This window comes from Paractinoplanes brasiliensis (assembly GCF_004362215.1).
In the GTDB taxonomy this organism is placed as follows: Bacteria; Actinomycetota; Actinomycetes; order Mycobacteriales; family Micromonosporaceae; genus Actinoplanes; species Actinoplanes brasiliensis.
On record NZ_SNWR01000002.1, the window covers coordinates 2402673 to 2421375 of the forward strand.

At 71.2% G+C, this 18703-nt stretch carries 18 protein-coding genes; 11 read left to right on the forward strand and 7 right to left on the reverse strand.

Annotated elements, in window-relative coordinates; genetic code table 11:
• Positions 1 to 37 precede the first annotated feature (37 nt).
• Complete coding sequence (locus C8E87_RS42715) at positions 38 to 985, forward strand: helix-turn-helix transcriptional regulator (protein ID WP_133878999.1); 948 nt, start codon at positions 38 to 40, stop codon at positions 983 to 985.
• A gap of 131 nt (positions 986 to 1116) precedes the next feature.
• Here C8E87_RS42715 and C8E87_RS42720 read toward each other — a convergent pair whose 3' ends face one another.
• On the reverse strand, positions 1117 to 1911 hold the full coding sequence (locus C8E87_RS42720) for a SigB/SigF/SigG family RNA polymerase sigma factor (RefSeq protein WP_133879000.1): 795 nt from the start codon (positions 1909 to 1911) through the stop codon (positions 1117 to 1119).
• A gap of 110 nt (positions 1912 to 2021) precedes the next feature.
• On the opposite strand from C8E87_RS42720, the gene C8E87_RS42725 reads away from it, so the two are divergent.
• From C8E87_RS42725 to C8E87_RS42750, 6 genes are all read left to right on the forward strand, one after another.
• Positions 2022 to 2669 carry an FGGY-family carbohydrate kinase gene (locus tag C8E87_RS42725; RefSeq protein WP_133879001.1) on the forward strand — a complete coding sequence of 216 codons (648 nt, stop codon included), beginning with the start codon at positions 2022 to 2024 and terminating at the stop codon, positions 2667 to 2669.
• Between the two features lie 250 nt (positions 2670 to 2919).
• On the forward strand, positions 2920 to 3432 hold the full coding sequence (locus C8E87_RS42730; RefSeq protein WP_133879002.1) for a peptidase M23: 513 nt from the start codon (positions 2920 to 2922) through the stop codon (positions 3430 to 3432).
• Positions 3433 to 3536: 104 nt separating this feature from the next.
• Positions 3537 to 4511 (forward strand): glycosyltransferase family 2 protein, encoded by a 975-nt coding sequence (locus C8E87_RS42735; protein ID WP_133879003.1) that lies wholly within the window; start codon positions 3537 to 3539, stop codon positions 4509 to 4511.
• On the forward strand, positions 4508 to 5707 hold the full coding sequence (locus C8E87_RS42740) for a mannosyltransferase family protein (RefSeq protein WP_133879004.1): 1200 nt from the start codon (positions 4508 to 4510) through the stop codon (positions 5705 to 5707). Before C8E87_RS42735 ends, C8E87_RS42740 begins: the two co-directional genes overlap by 4 nt.
• 35 nt (positions 5708 to 5742) lie before the next feature.
• Positions 5743 to 6405 (forward strand): response regulator transcription factor, encoded by a 663-nt coding sequence (locus C8E87_RS42745; RefSeq protein ID WP_133879298.1) that lies wholly within the window; start codon positions 5743 to 5745, stop codon positions 6403 to 6405.
• Positions 6405 to 7433, forward strand: coding sequence for a sensor histidine kinase (locus C8E87_RS42750; RefSeq protein WP_133879005.1), 1029 nt, complete (start codon positions 6405 to 6407; stop codon positions 7431 to 7433). Before C8E87_RS42745 ends, C8E87_RS42750 begins: the two co-directional genes overlap by 1 nt.
• Before the next feature lie 114 nt (positions 7434 to 7547).
• Here the strand turns inward: C8E87_RS42750 and C8E87_RS44160 are convergent, their stop codons facing one another.
• Complete coding sequence (locus C8E87_RS44160) at positions 7548 to 7685, reverse strand: hypothetical protein (RefSeq protein WP_166661472.1); 138 nt, start codon at positions 7683 to 7685, stop codon at positions 7548 to 7550.
• Between the two features lie 92 nt (positions 7686 to 7777).
• On the opposite strand from C8E87_RS44160, the gene C8E87_RS42755 reads away from it, so the two are divergent.
• Positions 7778 to 8383, forward strand: coding sequence for a class I SAM-dependent methyltransferase (locus C8E87_RS42755; protein ID WP_243755204.1), 606 nt, complete (start codon positions 7778 to 7780; stop codon positions 8381 to 8383).
• Positions 8384 to 8405: 22 nt separating this feature from the next.
• Here the strand turns inward: C8E87_RS42755 and C8E87_RS42760 are convergent, their stop codons facing one another.
• On the reverse strand, positions 8406 to 9311 hold the full coding sequence (locus tag C8E87_RS42760; protein WP_133879007.1) for an AraC family transcriptional regulator: 906 nt from the start codon (positions 9309 to 9311) through the stop codon (positions 8406 to 8408).
• 160 nt (positions 9312 to 9471) lie between these two features.
• Between C8E87_RS42760 and C8E87_RS42765 the strand changes: the two genes are divergently transcribed.
• The gene (locus tag C8E87_RS42765; protein WP_133879008.1) at positions 9472 to 10788 is read left to right on the forward strand and encodes a PP2C family protein-serine/threonine phosphatase; all 1317 of its coding nucleotides are present in this window, start codon (positions 9472 to 9474) and stop codon (positions 10786 to 10788) included.
• A gap of 543 nt (positions 10789 to 11331) precedes the next feature.
• Here the strand turns inward: C8E87_RS42765 and C8E87_RS46185 are convergent.
• Genes C8E87_RS46185 through C8E87_RS42785 form a run of 4 tightly spaced genes read right to left on the reverse strand, consistent with a single transcriptional unit; the run spans position 11332 to position 14733 of the window.
• Complete coding sequence (locus C8E87_RS46185) at positions 11332 to 11700, reverse strand: hypothetical protein (RefSeq protein ID WP_239080206.1); 369 nt, start codon at positions 11698 to 11700, stop codon at positions 11332 to 11334.
• Positions 11697 to 12752 carry a GNAT family N-acetyltransferase gene (locus C8E87_RS42775; protein ID WP_133879009.1) on the reverse strand — a complete coding sequence of 352 codons (1056 nt, stop codon included), beginning with the start codon at positions 12750 to 12752 and terminating at the stop codon, positions 11697 to 11699. The genes C8E87_RS46185 and C8E87_RS42775 overlap by 4 nt, the downstream gene beginning before the upstream one ends.
• On the reverse strand, positions 12749 to 13195 hold the full coding sequence (locus C8E87_RS42780; protein ID WP_133879010.1) for a DUF4188 domain-containing protein: 447 nt from the start codon (positions 13193 to 13195) through the stop codon (positions 12749 to 12751). The genes C8E87_RS42775 and C8E87_RS42780 overlap by 4 nt, the downstream gene beginning before the upstream one ends.
• The gene (locus C8E87_RS42785) at positions 13192 to 14733 is read right to left on the reverse strand and encodes a phenylacetate--CoA ligase family protein (protein WP_133879011.1); all 1542 of its coding nucleotides are present in this window, start codon (positions 14731 to 14733) and stop codon (positions 13192 to 13194) included. The genes C8E87_RS42780 and C8E87_RS42785 overlap by 4 nt, the downstream gene beginning before the upstream one ends.
• Positions 14734 to 15020: 287 nt before the next feature.
• Here C8E87_RS42785 and C8E87_RS42790 point away from each other — a divergent pair, with 287 nt between their 5' ends.
• Complete coding sequence (locus C8E87_RS42790; protein WP_133879012.1) at positions 15021 to 17354, forward strand: bifunctional glycosyltransferase/CDP-glycerol:glycerophosphate glycerophosphotransferase; 2334 nt, start codon at positions 15021 to 15023, stop codon at positions 17352 to 17354.
• Between the two features lie 231 nt (positions 17355 to 17585).
• Positions 17586 to 18686 (forward strand): hypothetical protein, encoded by a 1101-nt coding sequence (locus tag C8E87_RS42800; RefSeq protein WP_166661473.1) that lies wholly within the window; start codon positions 17586 to 17588, stop codon positions 18684 to 18686.
• The last annotated feature ends 17 nt before the right edge of the window (positions 18687 to 18703 follow it).

Consider the following 18703-nt stretch of genomic DNA (forward strand, 5'->3'; position numbering starts at 1 on the left):
GCCAGGATGTGTCACCTACTCCGGGCAGAATCGGAGCATGCCGAAAACCTCCGCGCGGCTCCTGGCCCTGCTCTCCCTGTTGCAGGCGCGCCGGGACTGGCCCGGCACCCTGCTCGCCGAGCGCCTCGACATCAGCCTGCGCACGGTGCGCCGCGACGTCGACCGGTTGCGCGAGCTCGGCTACCCCATCGCCGCGGTCAAGGGTCCCGACGGCGGTTACCGGCTCGGCGCGGGCGCCGACCTGCCGCCGCTGCTGTTCGACGACGACCAGGCCGTGGCGCTCACCATCGCCCTGCAGGTGGCCGCGACCGGCGGGAACGAGGCCGCCGCGCGGGCGCTCAACACGATCCGCCAGGTCATGCCGGCCCGGCTGCGCAACCGGGTCGCGGCCCTGCGGGTGACGACGGTCGAGCGTCCCGCCACCCGCCCGCCCGCGGCTGTCGGCGGTGACGTGCTGCTGGCGATCAGCGCGGCCGCCCACGCCCGCGAGGTGCTGCGCTTCGACTACGGTCCCGGCGAGCCGGAGGGGCCGCCGCGCCGGGTCGAGCCCCACCACGTGATCACCTGGGACGGCCGTTGGTATCTGATCGCCTGGGACCTCGACCGCGAGGACTGGCGCGTTTTCCGGGCCGACCGCATCACCGTACGGACCCCCAACGGCCCTCGATTCACGCCGCGTGAGCTGCCCGGGGGCGACGTGGCCGCGTACGTGATCGGGAAGTTCCGCGGCTCGGCGGACGGGAACTGGCCGTGCCGCGGGACCGTGCTGCTCGACCTGCCCGCCGCCACTGTGGCCCGCTACACCCGCGACGGTGTCGTCGAGGAGGCCGGCCCCGAGCGTTGCCGGCTGACCCTCGGCTCGTGGTCGTGGATCAGCCTCGCCGCCGCCTTCGCCCGTTTCGACGCCGACATGGCGGTGGTGGGGCCGCCAGAGCTGACCGGCGCTTTCACCCGGCTGGCCGAACGCCTCCGCCGGGCCGGCTGAGCGAAGCCGGGTCCGCAGCGCAGCCGGAAACAGCAGCGCAGCCAGGACAGCAGCGCAGCCAGGACAGCAGCGCAGCCGGGACAGCAGCGCAGCCGGGACAGCAGGGCAGCCGGGACAGCAGCGCAGCCGGGTCAGCCGTCGTGCATCTGCGCCCGGAGCTTGGCCAGCGCCTTGGTGAGCAAGCGCGAGACGTGCATCTGGGACACACCGATCTGCTCGGCGATCTGGCTCTGCGTCAGGTTGCCGTAGAAGCGCAGGTGCACGATCCGGCGTTCGCGCTCGTCCAGAGTGGCCAGCGCGGGCCCGAGGGCGATCCGGAACTCGGCCGCCTCGAACTCGCGGTCCTCGCCGCCGAGGGTCTCGCCCAGTTCGGTGGTGCCGTCGGCGCTGACCGGGGTGGACAGGCTGGTGGCGTTGTAGGCGCGGGCACCCTCCAGGCCCTCCAGCACTTCTTCCTCGGTGACGCCGAGGTGCTCGGCGATGTCGGCGACGGTGGCCGCCCGGCCCAGCGTGTGGCTGAGCGCCGCGTTGGCCGAGGTGATGGCCAGCCGCATCTCCTGCAGGCGGCGCGGGACCCGGATCGACCAGGTGCGGTCGCGGAAGTGCCGCTTGATCTCGCCGACGATCGTCGGGATCGCGTACCCGGCGAAGTCGACGCCGCGGTCGGCCTCGAACCGGTCGACCGCCTTGATCAGCCCGATGGTCGCGACCTGGAAGAGGTCGTCGGCGGGTTCCCCGCGGCCGGCGTAGCGCTGCGCCAGGTGCCGGGCCAGGGGCAGCCAGGCCTCGATCGCGTCGTCGCGCAGCGCCGCCCGCGACGGGTGCCCGGCCGGCAGGGCGGCCATCGCCGTGATCAGCTCGCTCGCGGTGTCCGTCTCGGCCCTCTCGGCCGGGCCGGTGCCGGCGGCTGCGGTGGCGACCGTCATGGTGGAGCTCCTGTTCTCCTCGGTGACGAGGCTGACTGTGCCCCGTGCCACCCCCACCCCAAACTCCCCCGTACGGGTATGTATGTGACCACCGTGGGTAACGGTGACGCATGACCGATGACGTCTCGCTCGACGCTGCCCTGGACCCGCTCGTGCTGGCGCTGGACATCGGCTCGACGGCCACCCGCGGCGGTGTGCACGACGGGTCCGGCCGCCGGATCCGCGGCCTGCAGCACAAGGTGCCGCACGCCTTCACTGTCGCTCCCGACGGCGCCTCGGTCATCGACCCCGAGCAGGTGACCGCCGAGGTCGAGCAGGTCCTCGACGTACGCGGACTCCCGCAGCGCCGCGGAGGTGAAGGCGGCCCCGACGCGCTGTTCCGCGGGATGGTCGAGGGGGTGGCACTGACGTATGCGCGGGTCGCGGACGAGCTGCGTCCCGCCGCGCCGCAGGTGGTGGAGGTCGCGGCGTCGGGCCGGGTCAGCAACGACCAGCCGGAGTGGCTGCAGGTGCTGGCCGATGTCCTCGGACGACCGGTCACCCACGTGACCCGGAGGCGCGCCACCCAGCGGGGAACGGCGTTGCTCGCGCTCGACGTGCTGGCCCCGGACGTGGACCGCGCGCCTCGGACGACCGGGGTGACGTACGAGCCGAACCCGGCGCACGCTGCCTACTACGCGGACCGGCGGGCCCGGTTCGCCGACGCGTACGACACGCTGGCGGGGGCTCAGGCTCGCTCGTCGGTGCCCGCGGTCTGACGCCGGCCCGACTTGTCCGGGTGGCGGCTGCCGCCGTGCGATTTCCCGGTCTCCGGGCGGGCGCCACCGTCCGGTCCGCTGCCGCACGGCAGGTGCCGCAACTGATACCCCGCAACCCGATCTTCGATCCGGCGGCATCGACCATCCGTCCCGATCTTGTCGACGTTCCGGCGAGGGACGCTCGGATCAATCGACGACGACCGCTGCCTGTAGCCTTCGCCGGTCCCCCACCCGGAAGGCTCTCCCCCTCGTGCGCGCGTTGTTCGTGATAGCCGTCGCCGTGCTGGCCGGCTTCGTCATCAGTCCGTTGCTGCACGCCGATGCGGAATGCACCCCCGTACCGGCCGCGTCGGCGCCCCCGGGCTGGAACGACAAGCAGATCGAGATGGCCCGCCTCATCGTCGCCGTCGGCGAGGAACGACGGGTGCCCGGCGCGGCCAGGGTCATCGCGGTCGCCACCGCCATCCAGGAGTCGAGCCTGCGCAACCTCAAGGGCGGCGACCGGGACTCCATCGGCCTGTTCCAGCAGCGCCCCAGCCAGGGCTGGGGAACGCCGAAGCAACTGTCCGATCCGGAGTACCAGACCAACAAGTTCTACGACAAACTGCTCCGGGTCGACGGCTGGCAGAAGATGCGGGTCACCGAGGCCGCCCAGGCCGTGCAGATCTCGGCCTTCCCCGAGGCGTATCAGCGGCACGTACCGGCAGCCACCCGCCTCGTCGACACACTGAGTGACCGGCCGAGTTGCACCAAGGCAGCTTGACTCCCGGGTTCGTGCCACCCCGTACGCCCTGATCAAGGCCTTTATCCCGGCCTTATCTCCGGCCGATCATCGTCATCCCCGTGAATGTTCATGAGGGAGGACAGATGAGCGTGGATGTCATGCCGCAACTGTCAGTAGTCGTTCCGGTCTTCAACGAGCAGGACGTGCTGCCGCTGTTCGCCGAGCGGCTGCGTCCCGTGCTCGACGGGCTCGGCGACTCGTACGAGGTGCTCACCGTCGACGACGGCAGCCGCGACGCCACCCCCGCGGTGCTCGCCCGCATGCGCTCGGCCTGGCCGCAGCTGCGGGTCGTCCGGTTGCGCCGCAACGCCGGACACCAGAACGCGCTCACCGCCGGCCTGCACCGCGCCCGCGGCCGGTACGTGGTCAGCATCGACGTCGACCTGCAGGACCCGCCCGAGGTCATCGCCGACATGCTGGCCCTCGCCCGTGGCGAGCAGCTGGACGTCGTTCACGGCGTACGGACCGACCGCTCCACCGACAGCCCGTTCAAGCGCTGGACCGCCGGGCTGTACTACCGGCTGATCCGGCGGGTGACCGGTTCCGCCGTGCCGCACAACGCCGGCGACTTCCGCCTGCTCAGCCGCACCGCAGTGGACGCCCTGACCGAGCTGCCCGAGCTGCAGCCGGTCTATCGCCTGCTGGTGCCGTGGCTGGGTCTGCCCAGCGGTGAGGTCCCGTACGCCCGGGAGAGGCGCGCGGCGGGCCGCTCGAAGTACCCGCTCGGCAAGATGATCCGGCTGGCGCTCGACAGCGTCACCGGGTTCTCGGCCGCCCCGCTGCGGGTCGCGACCTGGCTGGGGTGCGCGGGGATCGCCCTGTGCTTCGTGACCGGGGTGGCTGTGCTGGCGACGTACCTGGGCGGCACCGTCGTCCCGGGGTGGACGTCGATGTTCGTCGCGCTGGTGTTCCTCGGCGCCCTGCAGCTGCTGTGCCTGGGCCTGCTCGGCGAGTACGTCGCGCGCATCTTCACCACGATCCAGGGCCGGCCCCCGTACGTGGTGACGTTCGACTCCGCCGTGACCCCGAACCGCCGTACGGCCGGGGTGCCGTCGTGACCGCGCTCGCCGTCGCACCGGAACCGGATCTCGACCTTCTGCCGGAAACGCCGCTCTACCGTCCCTGGCGTGCGGCGGGCCTGGCCGCGCTCGCCGTCTGGTCGGTCTCGGTCGTCGTGCAGGTCATGGTCAGCGGGCTGGCGTGGCTGACCTACAAGGGCAACGGTCCCGCCCCCGATCTGTGGTCGGTCGCGCTGGCCTGGAACGGCTGGGACGCCGGCCACTACGTGTCGATCGCCGAGAGCGGCTACCACCTCGGCCCCGGCTACCCTGCGTTCTTCCCGCTCTACCCCGTGCTGATCCACGTCCTCGACCCGGTGCTGCCGGGCAGCGGGGTGGTCAGCGCCCTGGTGATCGCCCACCTCGCCGCGTTCGGCGCCCTCGCCCTGCTGTACCGGCTGGCCGACCACGAGTTCGGGCCGCGGGTCGCCCAGCGCGCCGCCTGGTACCTGGCCGCCTTCCCGATGGGCTTCTTTCTGCTCATCGGCTACAACGAGTCGCTGTTCCTGCTGCTGATGGTGGGCGCCCTGTACGCCGGGCGGCGCGGGCACTGGTGGGTGGCCGGCACGCTGGGCGCGTTCTCGTCGGCCACCCGGCTGTTCGGCGTGCTGCTCATCCTGCCCCTGGCCGTGGAGTACCTGCGCCAGACCGGCTGGCGGGTGAGCCGGGTCCGGGCCGACGTGCTCAGCCTGGCCCTGGTGCCGCTGGGTGTGGCCGCGTACAGCCTGTACTGCCTGATCGAGCTGGGCAGCCCCGTGCAGTTCAGCATCGCCCAGGACGAATGGGGCCGGCGCTACACCTTCCCCGGCGGGGCATGGGTCAGCTCGATCGCCCAGATCGCCGGGCACGGGCCGCTGGACAAGGCGACCCTCGGCGCCGTCGTGGACGCCGGCACCATCCTGGTCGCGGTGGTGCTGCTGATCCTGTGCGTCAAAGGCCCGTACAAGTTTCGCCCCGACCAGCGGTACCTGGTCGTGCAGGCCGGGATCACCCTGGTCATGCTGATGTCGACCGAGGTCGGCGGCCGCTCGATGCAGTCGGCCGCCCGGTACGCGATGGAGGCGGTGGCGATCTTCCTGGTGCTGGCCCGCATCGGCGCCAACCAGACGGTCGACCGCGCCGTGCTCGTTTTCGGGGCCGCGCTGCAGGCCGTGCTGCTGGTGGTCTTCATGGCCGGCACCTTCCTCGTAGCATGAGGGCTCCCTTGCTTGATCATGGCAGCATGGCGCGGGTGCGAATCCTGGTGGCGGACGACGAGCGGCTGCTGGCCGACACGATCGCCCTGGGTCTGCGCCGGGCGGCGATGGCGGTCGACGTGGCCTACACCGGCGCTCAGGCGATCGAAAAGATCCAGGTCAACCGGTACGACGTGGCGGTGCTCGACCGGGACATGCCCGACGGCACCGGCGACGACGTGTGCCGCTGGATCGGCGAGCGCCGGCTCGCGACCCGGGTGCTGCTGCTCACCGCGGCCTGCGGCGTCTACGACCGGGTGGAAGGGCTCGGGCTCGGCGCCGACGACTACCTGACCAAGCCGTTCGCCTTCGCCGAGCTCGTCGCCCGGGTGCAGGCGCTGGCCCGGCGCACGGCCCCCGCCCTGCCCCCGGTGCTCGAACGCGACGGGGTGGTGCTCGACGTGGCGCGGCGTACGGCCAGCCGGGACGGCCGCGAGCTGGCGCTGACCCACAAGGAGTTCGGTGTCCTGCACGCGCTGATGCGGGCCCAGGGGCAGGCGGTCACCACCGAGGACCTGCTGGAACAGGTCTGGGACGAGAACGCCGACCCGTTCAGCAACGTGGTGCGGGTGACCGTGTCGACGCTGCGCCGCAAACTCGGCGAGCCGCAGGTCGTGCAGACCGTGCCCCGCGCCGGTTACCGCGTGGGACTGCCCTGATGGGACTGCGGGCGCGCCTGGCCATCGCGACGTACGGCACGGTGACCTTCGTCTTCGCCGCCCAGTTCATCTATCCGCAGCTGCCGTGGCAGTGGCCGTACTACTACCCCTGCTACACCGACATCGACGGCATGCCCTGCCGGATCGTCCGCAAGATCCCGATCGACAACCTCGTGCAGTACGGCATCGTGCTGGCCACGTCGACGCTGCTGCTGCCGCTGCTCGTGTGGTGGGTGCTGGTGCCCGTACGCCGGATGCTGCCGACCATCTCGCAGGTCGGCCCGCAGAACCTCGGCCACCGCATCCGCCCCGGCCGCGGCCGCGACGAGATCAAGCAGCTGGGCCGGGCGCTCGACACGATGATGAACGGCATCGCCGCCGGCTACGAGGGACAGCGCAAATTCGCCGCCAACGCCTCCCACGAGCTGCGCACCCCGCTCGCCCTGCAGCGCACGCTCATCGAGGTCGGCATGGCCGAACCCCTCACCCCGGAACAGTCGGCGCTGCTCGCCAGTCAGCTGCTGGAGACGAACGCCCGCAACGAACGCCTCATCGAGGGCCTGCTCGTGCTCAGCCAGGCCGACCAGGGTCTGGCCATCCGCACCCCGCAACGGCTGGACATCATCGCCGCCGCGGTCATCGACGCGCACACAGCCCCCGGCATCACCGTCAAGAGCGAACTGCACCCGTACGTGGTCCCGGGCGACGGTGTCCTGCTGGAGCGCCTGGTCCGCAACCTCGTACACAACGCAACCAAGTACAACCACCCGGGCGGAGCTGTCATCGTGAGCGTCGGCGCCGCGCTGACGGTCGAGAACACCGGCCCGGTCGTCGCCGCCGAGGACGTGACCCGGCTGTTCGAACCCTTCACCCGCCTGAGCACCGACCGCATCGACCACAGCGGCGGCAGCGGGCTGGGGCTGGCTATCGCCCGCTCCATCGTCCAGGCCCACGACGGCACGATCACCGCGGTCCCCCGCGACGGCGGCGGCCTGCGCGTCACCGTCCGCCTCCCCCGCTCCCCCTGACGCTCGCCCGGCTCTTCCGGCGCCGCTCGGACCCGCTGGCCGCTCACCTCAAACTCGGCGCCGCTCGGACCCGCCCGGCCGCTCACGTCAAGCGGGGCGGCGCTCCGGCGCGGCTCAGACGAAGAGCGCGTTGATCGCGGCAACGATCGCGTCGGCCAGGGCCCCGACGCGGCTCCGGCGGCTGTGCAGAGCCCGGTGCCGCCGCATGTCGGACGGCCGGACGGGACGCTCGAGTTCGATGTCGTAAGCCATGCACGTCAACCTATGAGCGACCCCTTGCCGCCCGCGTGAGCCGCCGTACTCAACCACGCATGAGCATTTCCGCGCGGTCTACAGTGTTCGCGGTGAACCCCCAGCCCGTACGCGACGCCTACTCGACCATGTCCGAGCAGTACATCGCCCTGTTCCACGGCCAGGCCCACCACGACGACGACACCACCCTGATCGGCGGTCACCTCCTCGGGCTGGACGGCCCGATCCTCGACCTCGGCTGCGGCCCCGGCCACTGGACAGCCTTTCTCCACGCGCGGGGCGCCGACGTGACCGGCGTGGACCTGGTTCCCGAGTTCATCGACCATGCCCGTACGACGTTCGCCGGCCCACGGTTCCGGCTGGGCTCCATGACCGAGCTGGACGTCCCCGACCACTCGGCAGCCGGCATCCTCTCCTGGTATTCGACCATCCACCTGCCCCCGCCGGAGTTGGAGCACACGCTCGCTGCCTTCCGCCGCCTGCTCACCCCGTACGGCCCGCTGGTGATCGGCTTCTTCGACAGCGACGACGGCGTGGCCCAGTTCGACCACAAGGTCCACCCGGCGTACCGCTGGCCGGTCGACGAGTTCGCCGCCCGCCTGACCAGGGCCGGATTCACCGAGCTGGAGCGCCGGCAGCACCAGTTCCCCGAGCGCCCGGACCGCAAGTACGCAGCCATCGCCGCCCGCGCCTGCTGACAGCCGCGCCCCCACCGGCGCCCTATGCGCTGCGCACGGGCTGGACGATTTCGGTTTCCCATGTTGCCGGGTCGGGATTTTCCCCGGGGTCGGTCAGGTATGTCTCCCGTGGCGGGCCCGCTGCGGACAGCTGATGGTCACGCATCCACTTCTCGATCTCCTGGTATGACTCGGGCAGGCTCTCGTAGGGTCCTCGATGCACGGCCACCACCGCCCGGCCCGCCGGGATGGTGAGTGCCTCGATTCCGTCGCTGAGGGCCGTGGACGGGGGTGCGGCGATCGTTACACCGCCCTCGATGACGAGTGAGCCCATGCCGACCTCGGGGTAACGGGCGAACGGCGGCCCGGTCAGGGCAAGGCCGTGCCGCTGGGCGTAGCCGAACACCGTGGGCAGGCATTCCGCGAGCGCAGCCGCGATCTCGTCGCGGGTGACCCGGCGACGTATCACGAGGGCGTGGACGGAGGGCGTGTCACGCACCGAGATGTGCAGCGGCACAGTGGGTTTCCTTTCGGTGATGCGGACGTGGTACAGGCTGATGCAGGGCGCGGCCGAGTTCACCGCCGAGGCGTGCACCGCGGCGACACGCCGGCCGGCGAGGTGCAGCCCCCGGGCGCGGTAGCGCACCGGGCTGCGGCCGAGGTGGCGGGTGAAGGCCCTGGTGAAGACCTCGTGGCTGGCGAATCCGTGGTCGACGGCGATCGCCGACACCTGACGGCCGGTGGTCACCAGGTCGGCTGCGGCACGGGCCAGCCGGACCCGCGTCGTGTATGCCTTCGGCGTTTCGCCCGCCAGCCGCCGGAACCGGCGGTGCAGATCGAACCGGGACCGGTGCGCCCACACCGCCAGCACCGGCAGCGAGACATCGCCGCTCAGCCGGGAGTTGACGGCGGCGAGGAGCTGAAGCAACTCTCTGATTCCCGGCGACACGTGAGGACGGTACCCCTCCGCCGCCGCCACCACTTGACGATTCTTGCGCGGTGACGGAACCGTGGTGACGGCTTCGGGCCGGCGGCAGCCGAAGGACGGCTGGTATGGATCCAGGTTGCATCGATGTCAGGACCCGGGGGCGCCACCGGCCTGACGTAGCATGATCAGGGCCCGCCAGGACGATCGCCGGAAAGGACGCGAAGGCCCCGCCGTGCTCGACGACGACCCCGACGACCTGTACGAGCACGCCCCCTGCGGCAACATCTCCTCGTCGCCGGACGGCACGATCGTCAAGGTCAACGCCACGCTCCTCGGCTGGCTCGGCTACCGGCGGGACGAAATCGTGGGCCGCAAGCGACTCAGCGACCTGTTCACCGTGGGCGGCCGGCTGTTCTTCGAGACCCACCTGGCGCCGCTCCTGACCATGCAGGGCGAGATCAGCGGCGTCGCGCTGGAGCTGCGGGCCAGGGACGGCAGCAGCATCCCGGCCCTGGTCAGCTCGATCGTGCGGCCGGGCGGCGACGGCCGGGCGCCGGTGACCCGCACGATCGTCTTCGACGGCCGCGAGCGCCGCGCGTACGAGCAGGAGTTGCTGCAGGCCCGCCGCGCCGCCGAGCGGGAAGGTGAGCGCCTGCGGCACCTGGTCGCCGACCTGCAGCGCAGCCTGCTCCCGTCAGTGCTGCCCACCCCGCCGGGGCTGATGGCCGCGGCGCACTACCGGATGGCCTCGGCCGACCAGGTCGGCGGCGACTTCTACGACCTGTTCCCGCTCGACGACGGCCGGTGGGGCTTCTTCCTGGGTGACGTCAGCGGCAAGGGCATCGGGGCGGCGGCGGTGACCGCGCTCGCCCGGTACACGCTGCGGGCGGCGGCCGTCTACGACCCCGACCCCGCCGCTGTGCTGCACAACCTGAACCGGGTGCTCTATCAGGAGTATCGGGACGACGCCCGGTACTGCACCCTCGTGTTCGGCATCCTCACCGTGCGTGGCGGCGGCTTCACCGCGCAGATCGCCAGCGGCGGGCACCCCGAGCCGCTGCTGCTGCGGGCGGATGGAACCGTGGAACGCCACGCCACCAAGGGCCGCCTCGTCGGCGTGTTCCCCGACTCGGTCTATACGAACACCGAGCTGACCGTACGCCGTGGGGACACGCTCCTGCTCTACACCGACGGCGTCACCGAGGCCCGGATCAGGGCCGGTGAGCCTGCCGGGGACCGGTTCGGGGTGGACGCCACCGAGGGGTTCGCGGCCGAGCTGGCCCCGGCGGGCGCGGCCGAGGTGGTCGACGCGTTCGTCCGCCTGCTCGACGACTTCGGAGCCGGCCTCGAGGACGACACCGCCGTCATGGCGCTCGGCGTCCCCGCCGACCCAGCAGATCCAAAGGGAAGCGAGCAGAACGAGCCGGCAGATCCAAAGGGAAGCGAGCGGAACGAGCCGGTGGATCCGAAGGGAAGCGAGCAGAACGAGCAGGCGTGAGAGCCGGGAGGCGGGCCGAGCGGGCCGGTTCGCGCAGCGGGTGCCCGACCCGGAAGACCGCAAGCGGCGCAGCCCCCACCCGGTCACGCAGGCGGGCCGCGGTGAAAGGGCAGTCCAGCAGCTGACTCAGCGGGTGCACGGCCAGCCCGAACCGTCCGAGCAGCAACCACGTACGCAGCAGGCGGCGACCGGCCTCACGAACGTCGTCCCCGTCCTCCCCGGTAAGCACGAGCACGCTTCCCTCGTACCGCAGCAGGTTCCGCCCACTCGCGGCGAGCAGCGCCGGCAGACCGAGCCGCCGGGTCAACGGATAGGCGCGCAAGGCGCCGGAGAGCACCCGCGCCTCGGCCCGGCTCAGTTCGAGGGCCCGGTCGGTCAGCCCGTCGCGGTGATAACGCGGGTCGCGAGGGTGCAGCCGCAGCCAGTCGCGCAGCTCACGGGCCACCGGCGGGGTCCCGAACATCCAGCGGTCGGCCACCTCCAGGTCACCGGCCAGCGCGCGGCTGCGCACATGCACGATCCCCGGCTCCAGGGCCGCCAGTATCACCAGGTCCAAAAGACCTTCCGCGTACGGGGCCCGGGCGACCCGCCGTGCGTCGACGTCGGCGGAGTGGAAGATGGTCTCGTACGGCCGTGCCGCCGTGACGAGCCGGACCCGCCCCGGATCGCTGAGGTCGCAGCCACCGGGAGCCCGGCGTCGGCCGCCACGATCAGGCAGGTCTCGGCGAACGCGCCCAGCCCGAGCGCCAGGTCCCGGCCCGTCGGGTCCGAGCCGGGCAGCGACCGGGCGGGGTCGGCGCCGATGACGATCTCGTCGGCGCGGTAGTCGACGGTCCACGGCTGGGTGTTGTGCGCGCTCGGCGCCCGCCGGAACAGCGACTCGCGTTCCCGCAGCTCGGCGACCCAGGTCATGCCGCACTTCGCTGATAAAAGGTGTACCCGTGCAGGGGCTTGCCGCCGGCCCGCCGGTACGAGGCGGCCGAGGCGGTGTTCTCGCGTTCCACGAAGGTGCTGCGCAGCGTCCGGTAACCGCTCGCCTCGAGGTGCCGGTGCACTTCCCGGCTCAGCAGCGTCATGTACCCCCGGCCCTGCTCGTCGGGAACTGTGCCCTTGACGACCAGCACGGCGTCGCGGCGGTACCGCGAGCGGGTGGCCAGCAGCCGCAGTTGCTCGACCGGGCCGAGCCGTCCGCCCGTACGCATCAGGAACTCGGAGATGTCGGGGACGGCGACCACGAACGCGACCGGCCGCCCCGCCTTCTCCAGCCACACCAGCAGGCCCTCGTCGAGCAGGTACGCCAGCCCGTCGGTCTGCTCGGCGAGCTGCCCGGCCGAGATCTCGGTGTAGTAGCCCAGCCCGGCGAAGCTCGCGTTGAGCATCGCGCGCAGGATCGGCAGCCGGCGGCGCAGGCCGCGCCGGGATCCGTGCCGGACGACCAGCTGCTCGGCGCCGAGGCGACTGTCGTCGAAGTCGTACGCCGCGGCCGAGCCGGGCACGTCCACCGCCCACGTGTCGGCCTCGAAGCGGCGGGTGAAGCCGTGCCGTTCGTACATCGCCGGGTAGTACGCGGGGTTCCACGCCGAGTCGACGAAGCCGCGCTCGGTGAAGCCGCTGGTGATGACGCCGCCGGTCTGGTTCGGCAGCAACGCCACCGGCCCGAACAGCGGGCGCCCCTCGGCCGCCCCGGCCACGACGCCGGTCAGCGCCGCGAACACAGCGTCGTCGTCGGTGAACTCCGTGTGCCCGAAGAGCTGGCACGATCCGAACGTCGCGTCGCGGTGTGTGCTCGTCCGCCCGACCGCTCGGCCGCGAGCGTCGCGGACCACGTACAGGGAAGCGGTTTTGCCGTGTCTTTTGATCACGGGCACCGGCAGCGGGACGTAGCGGTCGCGCGGGTGCAGCCGAAGCGGCAGCTCGCAGAAATCGCGCAGGTCGGCGTGGGTGCGTACGGGGAAGGCCTTCATGAGCGGTGCACCGCGGGGCCGGTCGTCTCGGTGGACAGCGGGGTCCACGTGGGCATGTGCGACATGCTGCCGTCCTCGGCGCGCCACGAGCCGTTGCTGTAACCGTGCGGCTGCGCGGTGAACAGGCGGATGAAGCCGGCGGTGGCGTTGTTCGCGCCCTCGTCGGTCAGCCAGCACATCAGGTCGCGGTGGTGGCGGCCGCGGGCGAACTTGAGCATCGCGTCCTGGTCGGCGAAGAAGGCGATCGTGCCGAGCGTGTACGGGAACCGGTAGTAGACGGTGTGCCAGCGGTAACCCGGCATGCGCTTCATCTGCCGCACCATCGGGCCCCAGGTGCGGATCGTGTGCAGCATGGCGAGCGGCCCGGAGTACCGCGTGGCGCCGATGAACATGGCGGTCGCCTGCCCCTGCGGCGGGGCGGCGGAGAAGTCGGTGGTCCTCATGCGGGCTGTCCCTTGATCAGGTAGACGTTCTTGAGCTTGGGGCCGGCGCCGGCGAACGGGCCGGTTCCGTGGTCGTGGACAACCACCCGGACGTCGGCCGCTGACGGGTCCTCGGCCAGCGACTCGGCGAAGTCCCGGCTCGCCCGGGTGAGGTGCGCCAGCACGCCCGCTTGGCAGGAGTCGGTCAGCAGCGCCTGTTGCGCGGCGTCGAGGCGTACGGGGGAACGCAGTTGAAGGTGGATGGTGGGACGGCTCTCCAGCCGTTCGTCCTCCACCAGCTCCAGGCAGAAACCCTCGATCAGATGCGCGTACGGGTTCCCGTCGTACAGCCCGTACTCGATGTCCTGGGGGTAGATGTTGGCCCCCATGTACGAGATCGTGCTGTCCTTGCGGCCGAACAGGAACAGCAGCGGCAGCCGCATCCCGTCGACCCGCATCGCCGCCTCGGCCTCGGCCCGCACCCCGGGGTCGCCGATCGCCGCCAGCACCTCGGGCAGCGTGGCCAGCCGGCCCTCGTCGCCGATGTTGTACCGCACCTTCGGGTTGACCACGGCGGTCGAGTTGATCGTGCAGAGGATCTCGTTGCCGTCGGTGGTTTCCAGGTACGTCTCCAGCGGGTTGTACTGGAACACCATCGGCAGCCGCTGCTCGTCCGGCCCGAGCAGCCGGGTCCGCAGCTCGGCGTCGGTGCGCAGCCGGCGGCGGACCCACACGCTGAGCTCGGTCTCACCGGCCATCCCGATGGTCAGGTCGCTGGCGCCGTAACCCGAGCGGACCTTGCGGAACCGCCGCTCCAGGTAGTCGCGCAGCGCCTCGGTCATGCCCTCGCCGCCGACCAGCCCCGAGATCCGGTACGCGTCCCACGGGAACCGTTCGGCGTCGAGCTCGTCGAGCAGGCGCTTGAGGAACGGCGGGTACGCGGTCACGACGTACTCGAAATCGGGTCCGAAGTGCCGCAACGTGTCGATGATCTTGCGGATGTCCGGCCCGGTGTTCTTGACCATGGCGATCCGGGACATCGCGATGCCGGTGTTCGTGCCGGTCGCCCACGCGCCCATCGAGTAGGCGTTGATCACGAACCGCCGTTGCGCGGGGAAGATCATGGTGGCGTACGCGGCGAGGTTGCGATGCACGGCCCGCAGCTCGGCGCGGCTGCGGACCCAGTTGAACGGCTGCCCCGACGACCCCGACGACTCGTCGACGACGCTGCCGGCGATCTCGAGCCGCCCGTTGCGGCAGCGCTCGTGCTCCGGGTAGGCCCGCACGTAGCCGTCCTTGTCGGTGGGCGGGTAGCTGCCGAGGTCGAACCAGCGGAACTCCCAGTCGCGGCGGCGCAGGAAATCGGCGTACGCGGGGACGTCGAGCGCGGCGAACTGGCAGGTCATCCACGCGTTGAGCCGGGCGAACCGGGCCATCCGCGGCCGGTAGTGGCGGGCCATGAACCGCCACACCGCGGGGTGCGTCCGATAGAGGCGGTAGATGCCGCTCAGCGCGTAGCTGCCGAGGCGGAGCGCCCATTGCCGGAAGGTCGAGATCACGAGGGAGACGCTATTGATTACGCTGGTGGCGACGCTTCCCTACGATTACTCAAAGCGTCTGAGTACGCGGCCTCAGTTGCCATCCGGCCTCAGTCGCCCCCCGGTGACCGCTCGGACGACCCCTCGCTCCCCCGTGCGGCCACGGGAACGTATCGGGAGGGTTAAATTGGCGGCCGCAGATGAACAAGGCATTACGCGATTCTGTCCCGCGGCTGTCGTCTTGATAGCGTCACGCCGCCGTTCCCCCCGGGCTGCCGCCCCGACCGCTTGTCGCGAGGTTCTGACGAATGCCGCTGCTGAGTATTGTCCTTCCCGTCTATCGAGTGCAGGCCTACCTGCGGGAATGCCTCGACTCGATCCTCGAGCAGACGTTCACCGACTTCGAGGTGATCGCGGTCGACGACTGCTCCCCCGACCACAGCGGCGCGATCCTCGACGAGTACGCCGCCCGCGACAGCCGGGTGCAGGTGGTGCACCTCGAACAGAACGTCGGCCTGGGCGAGGCCCGCAACGCGGGCCTGGGGCACGCCATCGGCGAGCACGTCTGGTTCATCGACAGCGATGACTGGATCGCTCCGGGTGCGCTCGGCGCGATCGCCGAGCGGCTGCGCACGGCCCGGCCCGACGTGCTGGTGGTCGACTACGCCAAGGTGTGGTGGGACACCACGAGCAAGCGCAGCAAGCTCTCCAACCTGGTGGCCAAGGAACAGTTCCCGCGTACGTTCACGCTGGCCGAGCACCCCGCCGCGATCCGGATCTTCCACGTCGCCTGGAACAAGATCTACAACCGGGACTTCCTGCTCAAGAACGACATCACCTACCCGACCGGCCTCTACGAGGACGTACCGGTCGGCTATCCGGTGCTGATGCTGGCCGACCGCATCAGCATCCTCGAACGGGTCTGCGTCTACTACCGGCAGCGTCGCCGGGGGGCCATCACGTCCACCCCCGGCCGCCGGCACTTCGAGGTGCTCGAGCAGTGGGACGACCTGCACCGGCGGCTCGACGTCATCGGTGAACGCGCGGAGCCGTTCCGCCCCCTGGTCTTCGAGCGCATGCTCTACCAGTTGCTGCTGGTGCTGGAGAACCCCGAGCGGATCGCCCGGCGCGACCGCAAGGAGTTCTTCCGCGCAATCGTCCAGGCCTACCGCCGGCACCTGCCGGCCGGCGGCCACAAGTTCCGTAAGGGCCGGGAAGGCGCCGAGCACAAGATCGTCGCGCGCGGGTCCTGGACGGCCTGGCAGGCCCACCGCCTCGCCGTGCGGCTGGCCGAGACGGTCAAGCCCCGCCTGATCCAGGTGCGCAACAAGGTCCGGCTGCGGACCCGGCTCAACATGCTGTACTACCGTCGCCAGCTGCGCCGGCCGATGGACGAGAAGCTGGCCGTGTACTCCGCGTACTGGGGCAAGGGTTACGCCTGCAACCCGCGGGCGGTCTACGAGAAGATGACCGAGCTGGCGCCCGACATCCGCGGCGTGTGGGAGATCAAGCCGGGCGCGAAGGCAGACGTGCCGGCCGGTGTCAAGACGGTGACGATCGGTTCGAAGGCGCACTACCGGGCGCTGGCGCGGGCGAGGTACCTGGTCACCAACGTCAACTACCGCAGCTGGGTGGTCAAGCGGGCCGGCGCGGTGCACCTGTCGACCAACCACGGCACCCCCGCCAAGGCGATGGGCGTGGACCAGCTCAAATACCCGGCCGGCCTCGGCAACACGGACATGGACGCGCTGCTCAGGCGGAGCGACCGCTGGACCTACAGCGTCAGCCCCAACGCCTACACCAGCGAGGTCTGGGAGCGGGCCTACCCGTGCAACTACGAGACGCTCGAAACCGGTTACCCGCGTAACGACGCGCTGGTCAACGCGACAGCCGAGGACGTGGCCGCGGCCCGCGAGCGGGTCGGCCTGAAGCCGGGGCAGGTCTCCGTGGCCTACCTGCCGACCTACCGCGACTACGAGTTCGGCAGCGACGCCCTGCTGAACGTCGAGAGCTTCGCCGACCGGCTCCCGGCCGGCACGGTGCTGCTGGTCCGGGTGCACCACTTCGACCGTTCCCACGTCCCGGACGGCCACCCGAACATCATCGACCTGAGCGACCACCCCCGGGTCGAGGACGTCTACCTGGCCGCCGACATGCTGATCACCGACTACTCGTCCGTGATGTTCGACTACGCGGTGCTCGACCGGCCGATCGCGATCTACGCGGCCGACTGGGACAAGTACCGGGCCACCCGCGGCGCCTACCTCGACGTCTTCAGCGAGGGACCCGGTGTCGCGACCGACGACGAGAACGAGCTGGCCGAGATGTTCGCCTCCGGCGAGGTCACCGGCCCGACGGCGACGCGCGCCCGCGAGCTCTTCCGTAAGCGCTTCTGCTACCTCGACGACGGTCACGCCTCCGAGCGGGTCGTGCGCCGGGTGTTCCTGGGCGAGCCCGCCGCGGCCGTGCCCGCCGGCACCGCGGTCCCGGTCGTCACGACCGAGCCGCTGCGGGAACTGCACCCGGTCGCGGACGACTCCGAGCCGACCGAGCTGCCGACCGTCGACGACGACGCCGACGCCGTGGCCCCGGTGGCGGTGCCGGCCCAGCGCACCCGGTCGGAAGTCCACCACGGATCGTAAGCACGAACGGACGGGGCCGTCGGCAGCAGTTCTGCCGGCGGCCCCGTGTCGTGTTCCGAAGGTCATCCTCGATCTGACACCTACCGGGACCACGCGGCGGCGGCTTCTGTGGTTGCCTGTATCGACCTGGATCGGCGCACGGGGGTGAAGCCGTCCCGGTGTGCTGCCCCGTGCCCGTTCCTCCGCTTCGCTCGTCGATCGTTTCGCTCGTCGATCCAAGGAGGACAACCGATGCGCTCAGCCGCCAGACCAGTCGTGCTTCTCACCGCGCTCGTCACCGGCGTGACCGGCCTGATCTCCGGGCCCGCCGCAGCTGCCGCAGCCCCTGCCCCGGTCGCCGCCGCGCCCGCCGCCCTCGCCGCGGCCGCCCCTGTCGTTACGGCGCTGCCGTTCGGCAACCCGGCCGATGTCGTCTCGTCCGGCGACCGCGTCTTCGTCAGCGGCGGTCGTGACGAGACGCGGATCGTCGTCACAGACGCCGCCGGCACGATCACCGGCACGATCGACGGGCTCGACGGCCCCGCCGACCTGCAGCTCAGCAACGACCGGCGCACGCTCTACGTGGCCCTGCCCAAGGCCGACGCGATCGCCGCGTACGACACCGGCTCGCTCGTGCAGTCCGCGCTGTACTCCACGGGCGCCGGCACCTGCCCGTCCAAGCTGGCCTTCGGCGGCCGCTACCTCTGGTTCGGTTACGGCTGCGAGACCTGGTCGGGTGAGATCGGCCGGCTCGACCTGGCCCGCCAGCCCGCCACCGTGGCAACCCGGCTGGCCGGCACGAGGTTCTACAGCCCGCCCCGCCTGGCCACCGCCCTGCGCAACAACAAGGTCCTCTTCGCCGGCGAGCAGGATGTGAGCCCGTGGACGGGCTACTCCTACACCGTCGGCTCTCGCGGCGCCCTGACGCAGGTGAGCCAGACCGACCACGTCTCGGTCGGCTCCGACCTGGCCGACGCCGCCCTCGAACCCACCGGCGCCACGGTTTACACCGCGAGCGGTTCTCCGTACAACGCCCAGTCGTTCTCGATGGCCGACCTGACCACCGCCGGCCGCATGTACGAAACCGGCCCCTACCCCAACGCGATCGAGCTGACCCGTGACGGCACCCGTCTCGCCGCCGGCCGCAACGCCGCATACGACCCCGACATCTACGTGCACGACGTGGACGGCGCCGCCGTGGCCCAGTTCGAGCTGGGCGGCCAGTACGACATCCTGCAGCCGGGTGGCCTGTCCTGGTCCCCCAACGGCCGCCGCCTGTACGCGATCGCCGCCGACAACTCCACCTACGAAACCCCCGCCGAACTCCACGTTCTCCCCATCCCCACGGCCTGACCCGGCTGCGCGCCGCC

Excerpts from the sequence above, each read along its gene's own strand:
- C8E87_RS42715 (WP_133878999.1), top strand. The coding sequence starts at position 38 with ATGCCGAAAACCTCCGCGCGGCTCCTGGCCCTGCTCTCCCTGTTGCAG.
- C8E87_RS42720 (WP_133879000.1), bottom strand. The coding sequence starts at position 1,911 with ATGACGGTCGCCACCGCAGCCGCCGGCACCGGCCCGGCCGAGAGGGCC.
- C8E87_RS42725 (WP_133879001.1), top strand. The coding sequence starts at position 2,022 with ATGACCGATGACGTCTCGCTCGACGCTGCCCTGGACCCGCTCGTGCTG.
- C8E87_RS42735 (WP_133879003.1), top strand. The coding sequence starts at position 3,537 with ATGAGCGTGGATGTCATGCCGCAACTGTCAGTAGTCGTTCCGGTCTTC.
- C8E87_RS42750 (WP_133879005.1), top strand. The coding sequence starts at position 6,405 with ATGGGACTGCGGGCGCGCCTGGCCATCGCGACGTACGGCACGGTGACC.
- C8E87_RS44160 (WP_166661472.1), bottom strand. The coding sequence starts at position 7,685 with ATGGCTTACGACATCGAACTCGAGCGTCCCGTCCGGCCGTCCGACATG.
- C8E87_RS42765 (WP_133879008.1), top strand. The coding sequence starts at position 9,472 with ATGATCAGGGCCCGCCAGGACGATCGCCGGAAAGGACGCGAAGGCCCC.
- C8E87_RS46185 (WP_239080206.1), bottom strand. The coding sequence starts at position 11,700 with ATGACCTGGGTCGCCGAGCTGCGGGAACGCGAGTCGCTGTTCCGGCGG.
- C8E87_RS42775 (WP_133879009.1), bottom strand. The coding sequence starts at position 12,752 with ATGAAGGCCTTCCCCGTACGCACCCACGCCGACCTGCGCGATTTCTGC.
- C8E87_RS42780 (WP_133879010.1), bottom strand. The coding sequence starts at position 13,195 with ATGAGGACCACCGACTTCTCCGCCGCCCCGCCGCAGGGGCAGGCGACC.
- C8E87_RS42790 (WP_133879012.1), top strand. The coding sequence starts at position 15,021 with ATGCCGCTGCTGAGTATTGTCCTTCCCGTCTATCGAGTGCAGGCCTAC.
- C8E87_RS42800 (WP_166661473.1), top strand. The coding sequence starts at position 17,586 with ATGCGCTCAGCCGCCAGACCAGTCGTGCTTCTCACCGCGCTCGTCACC.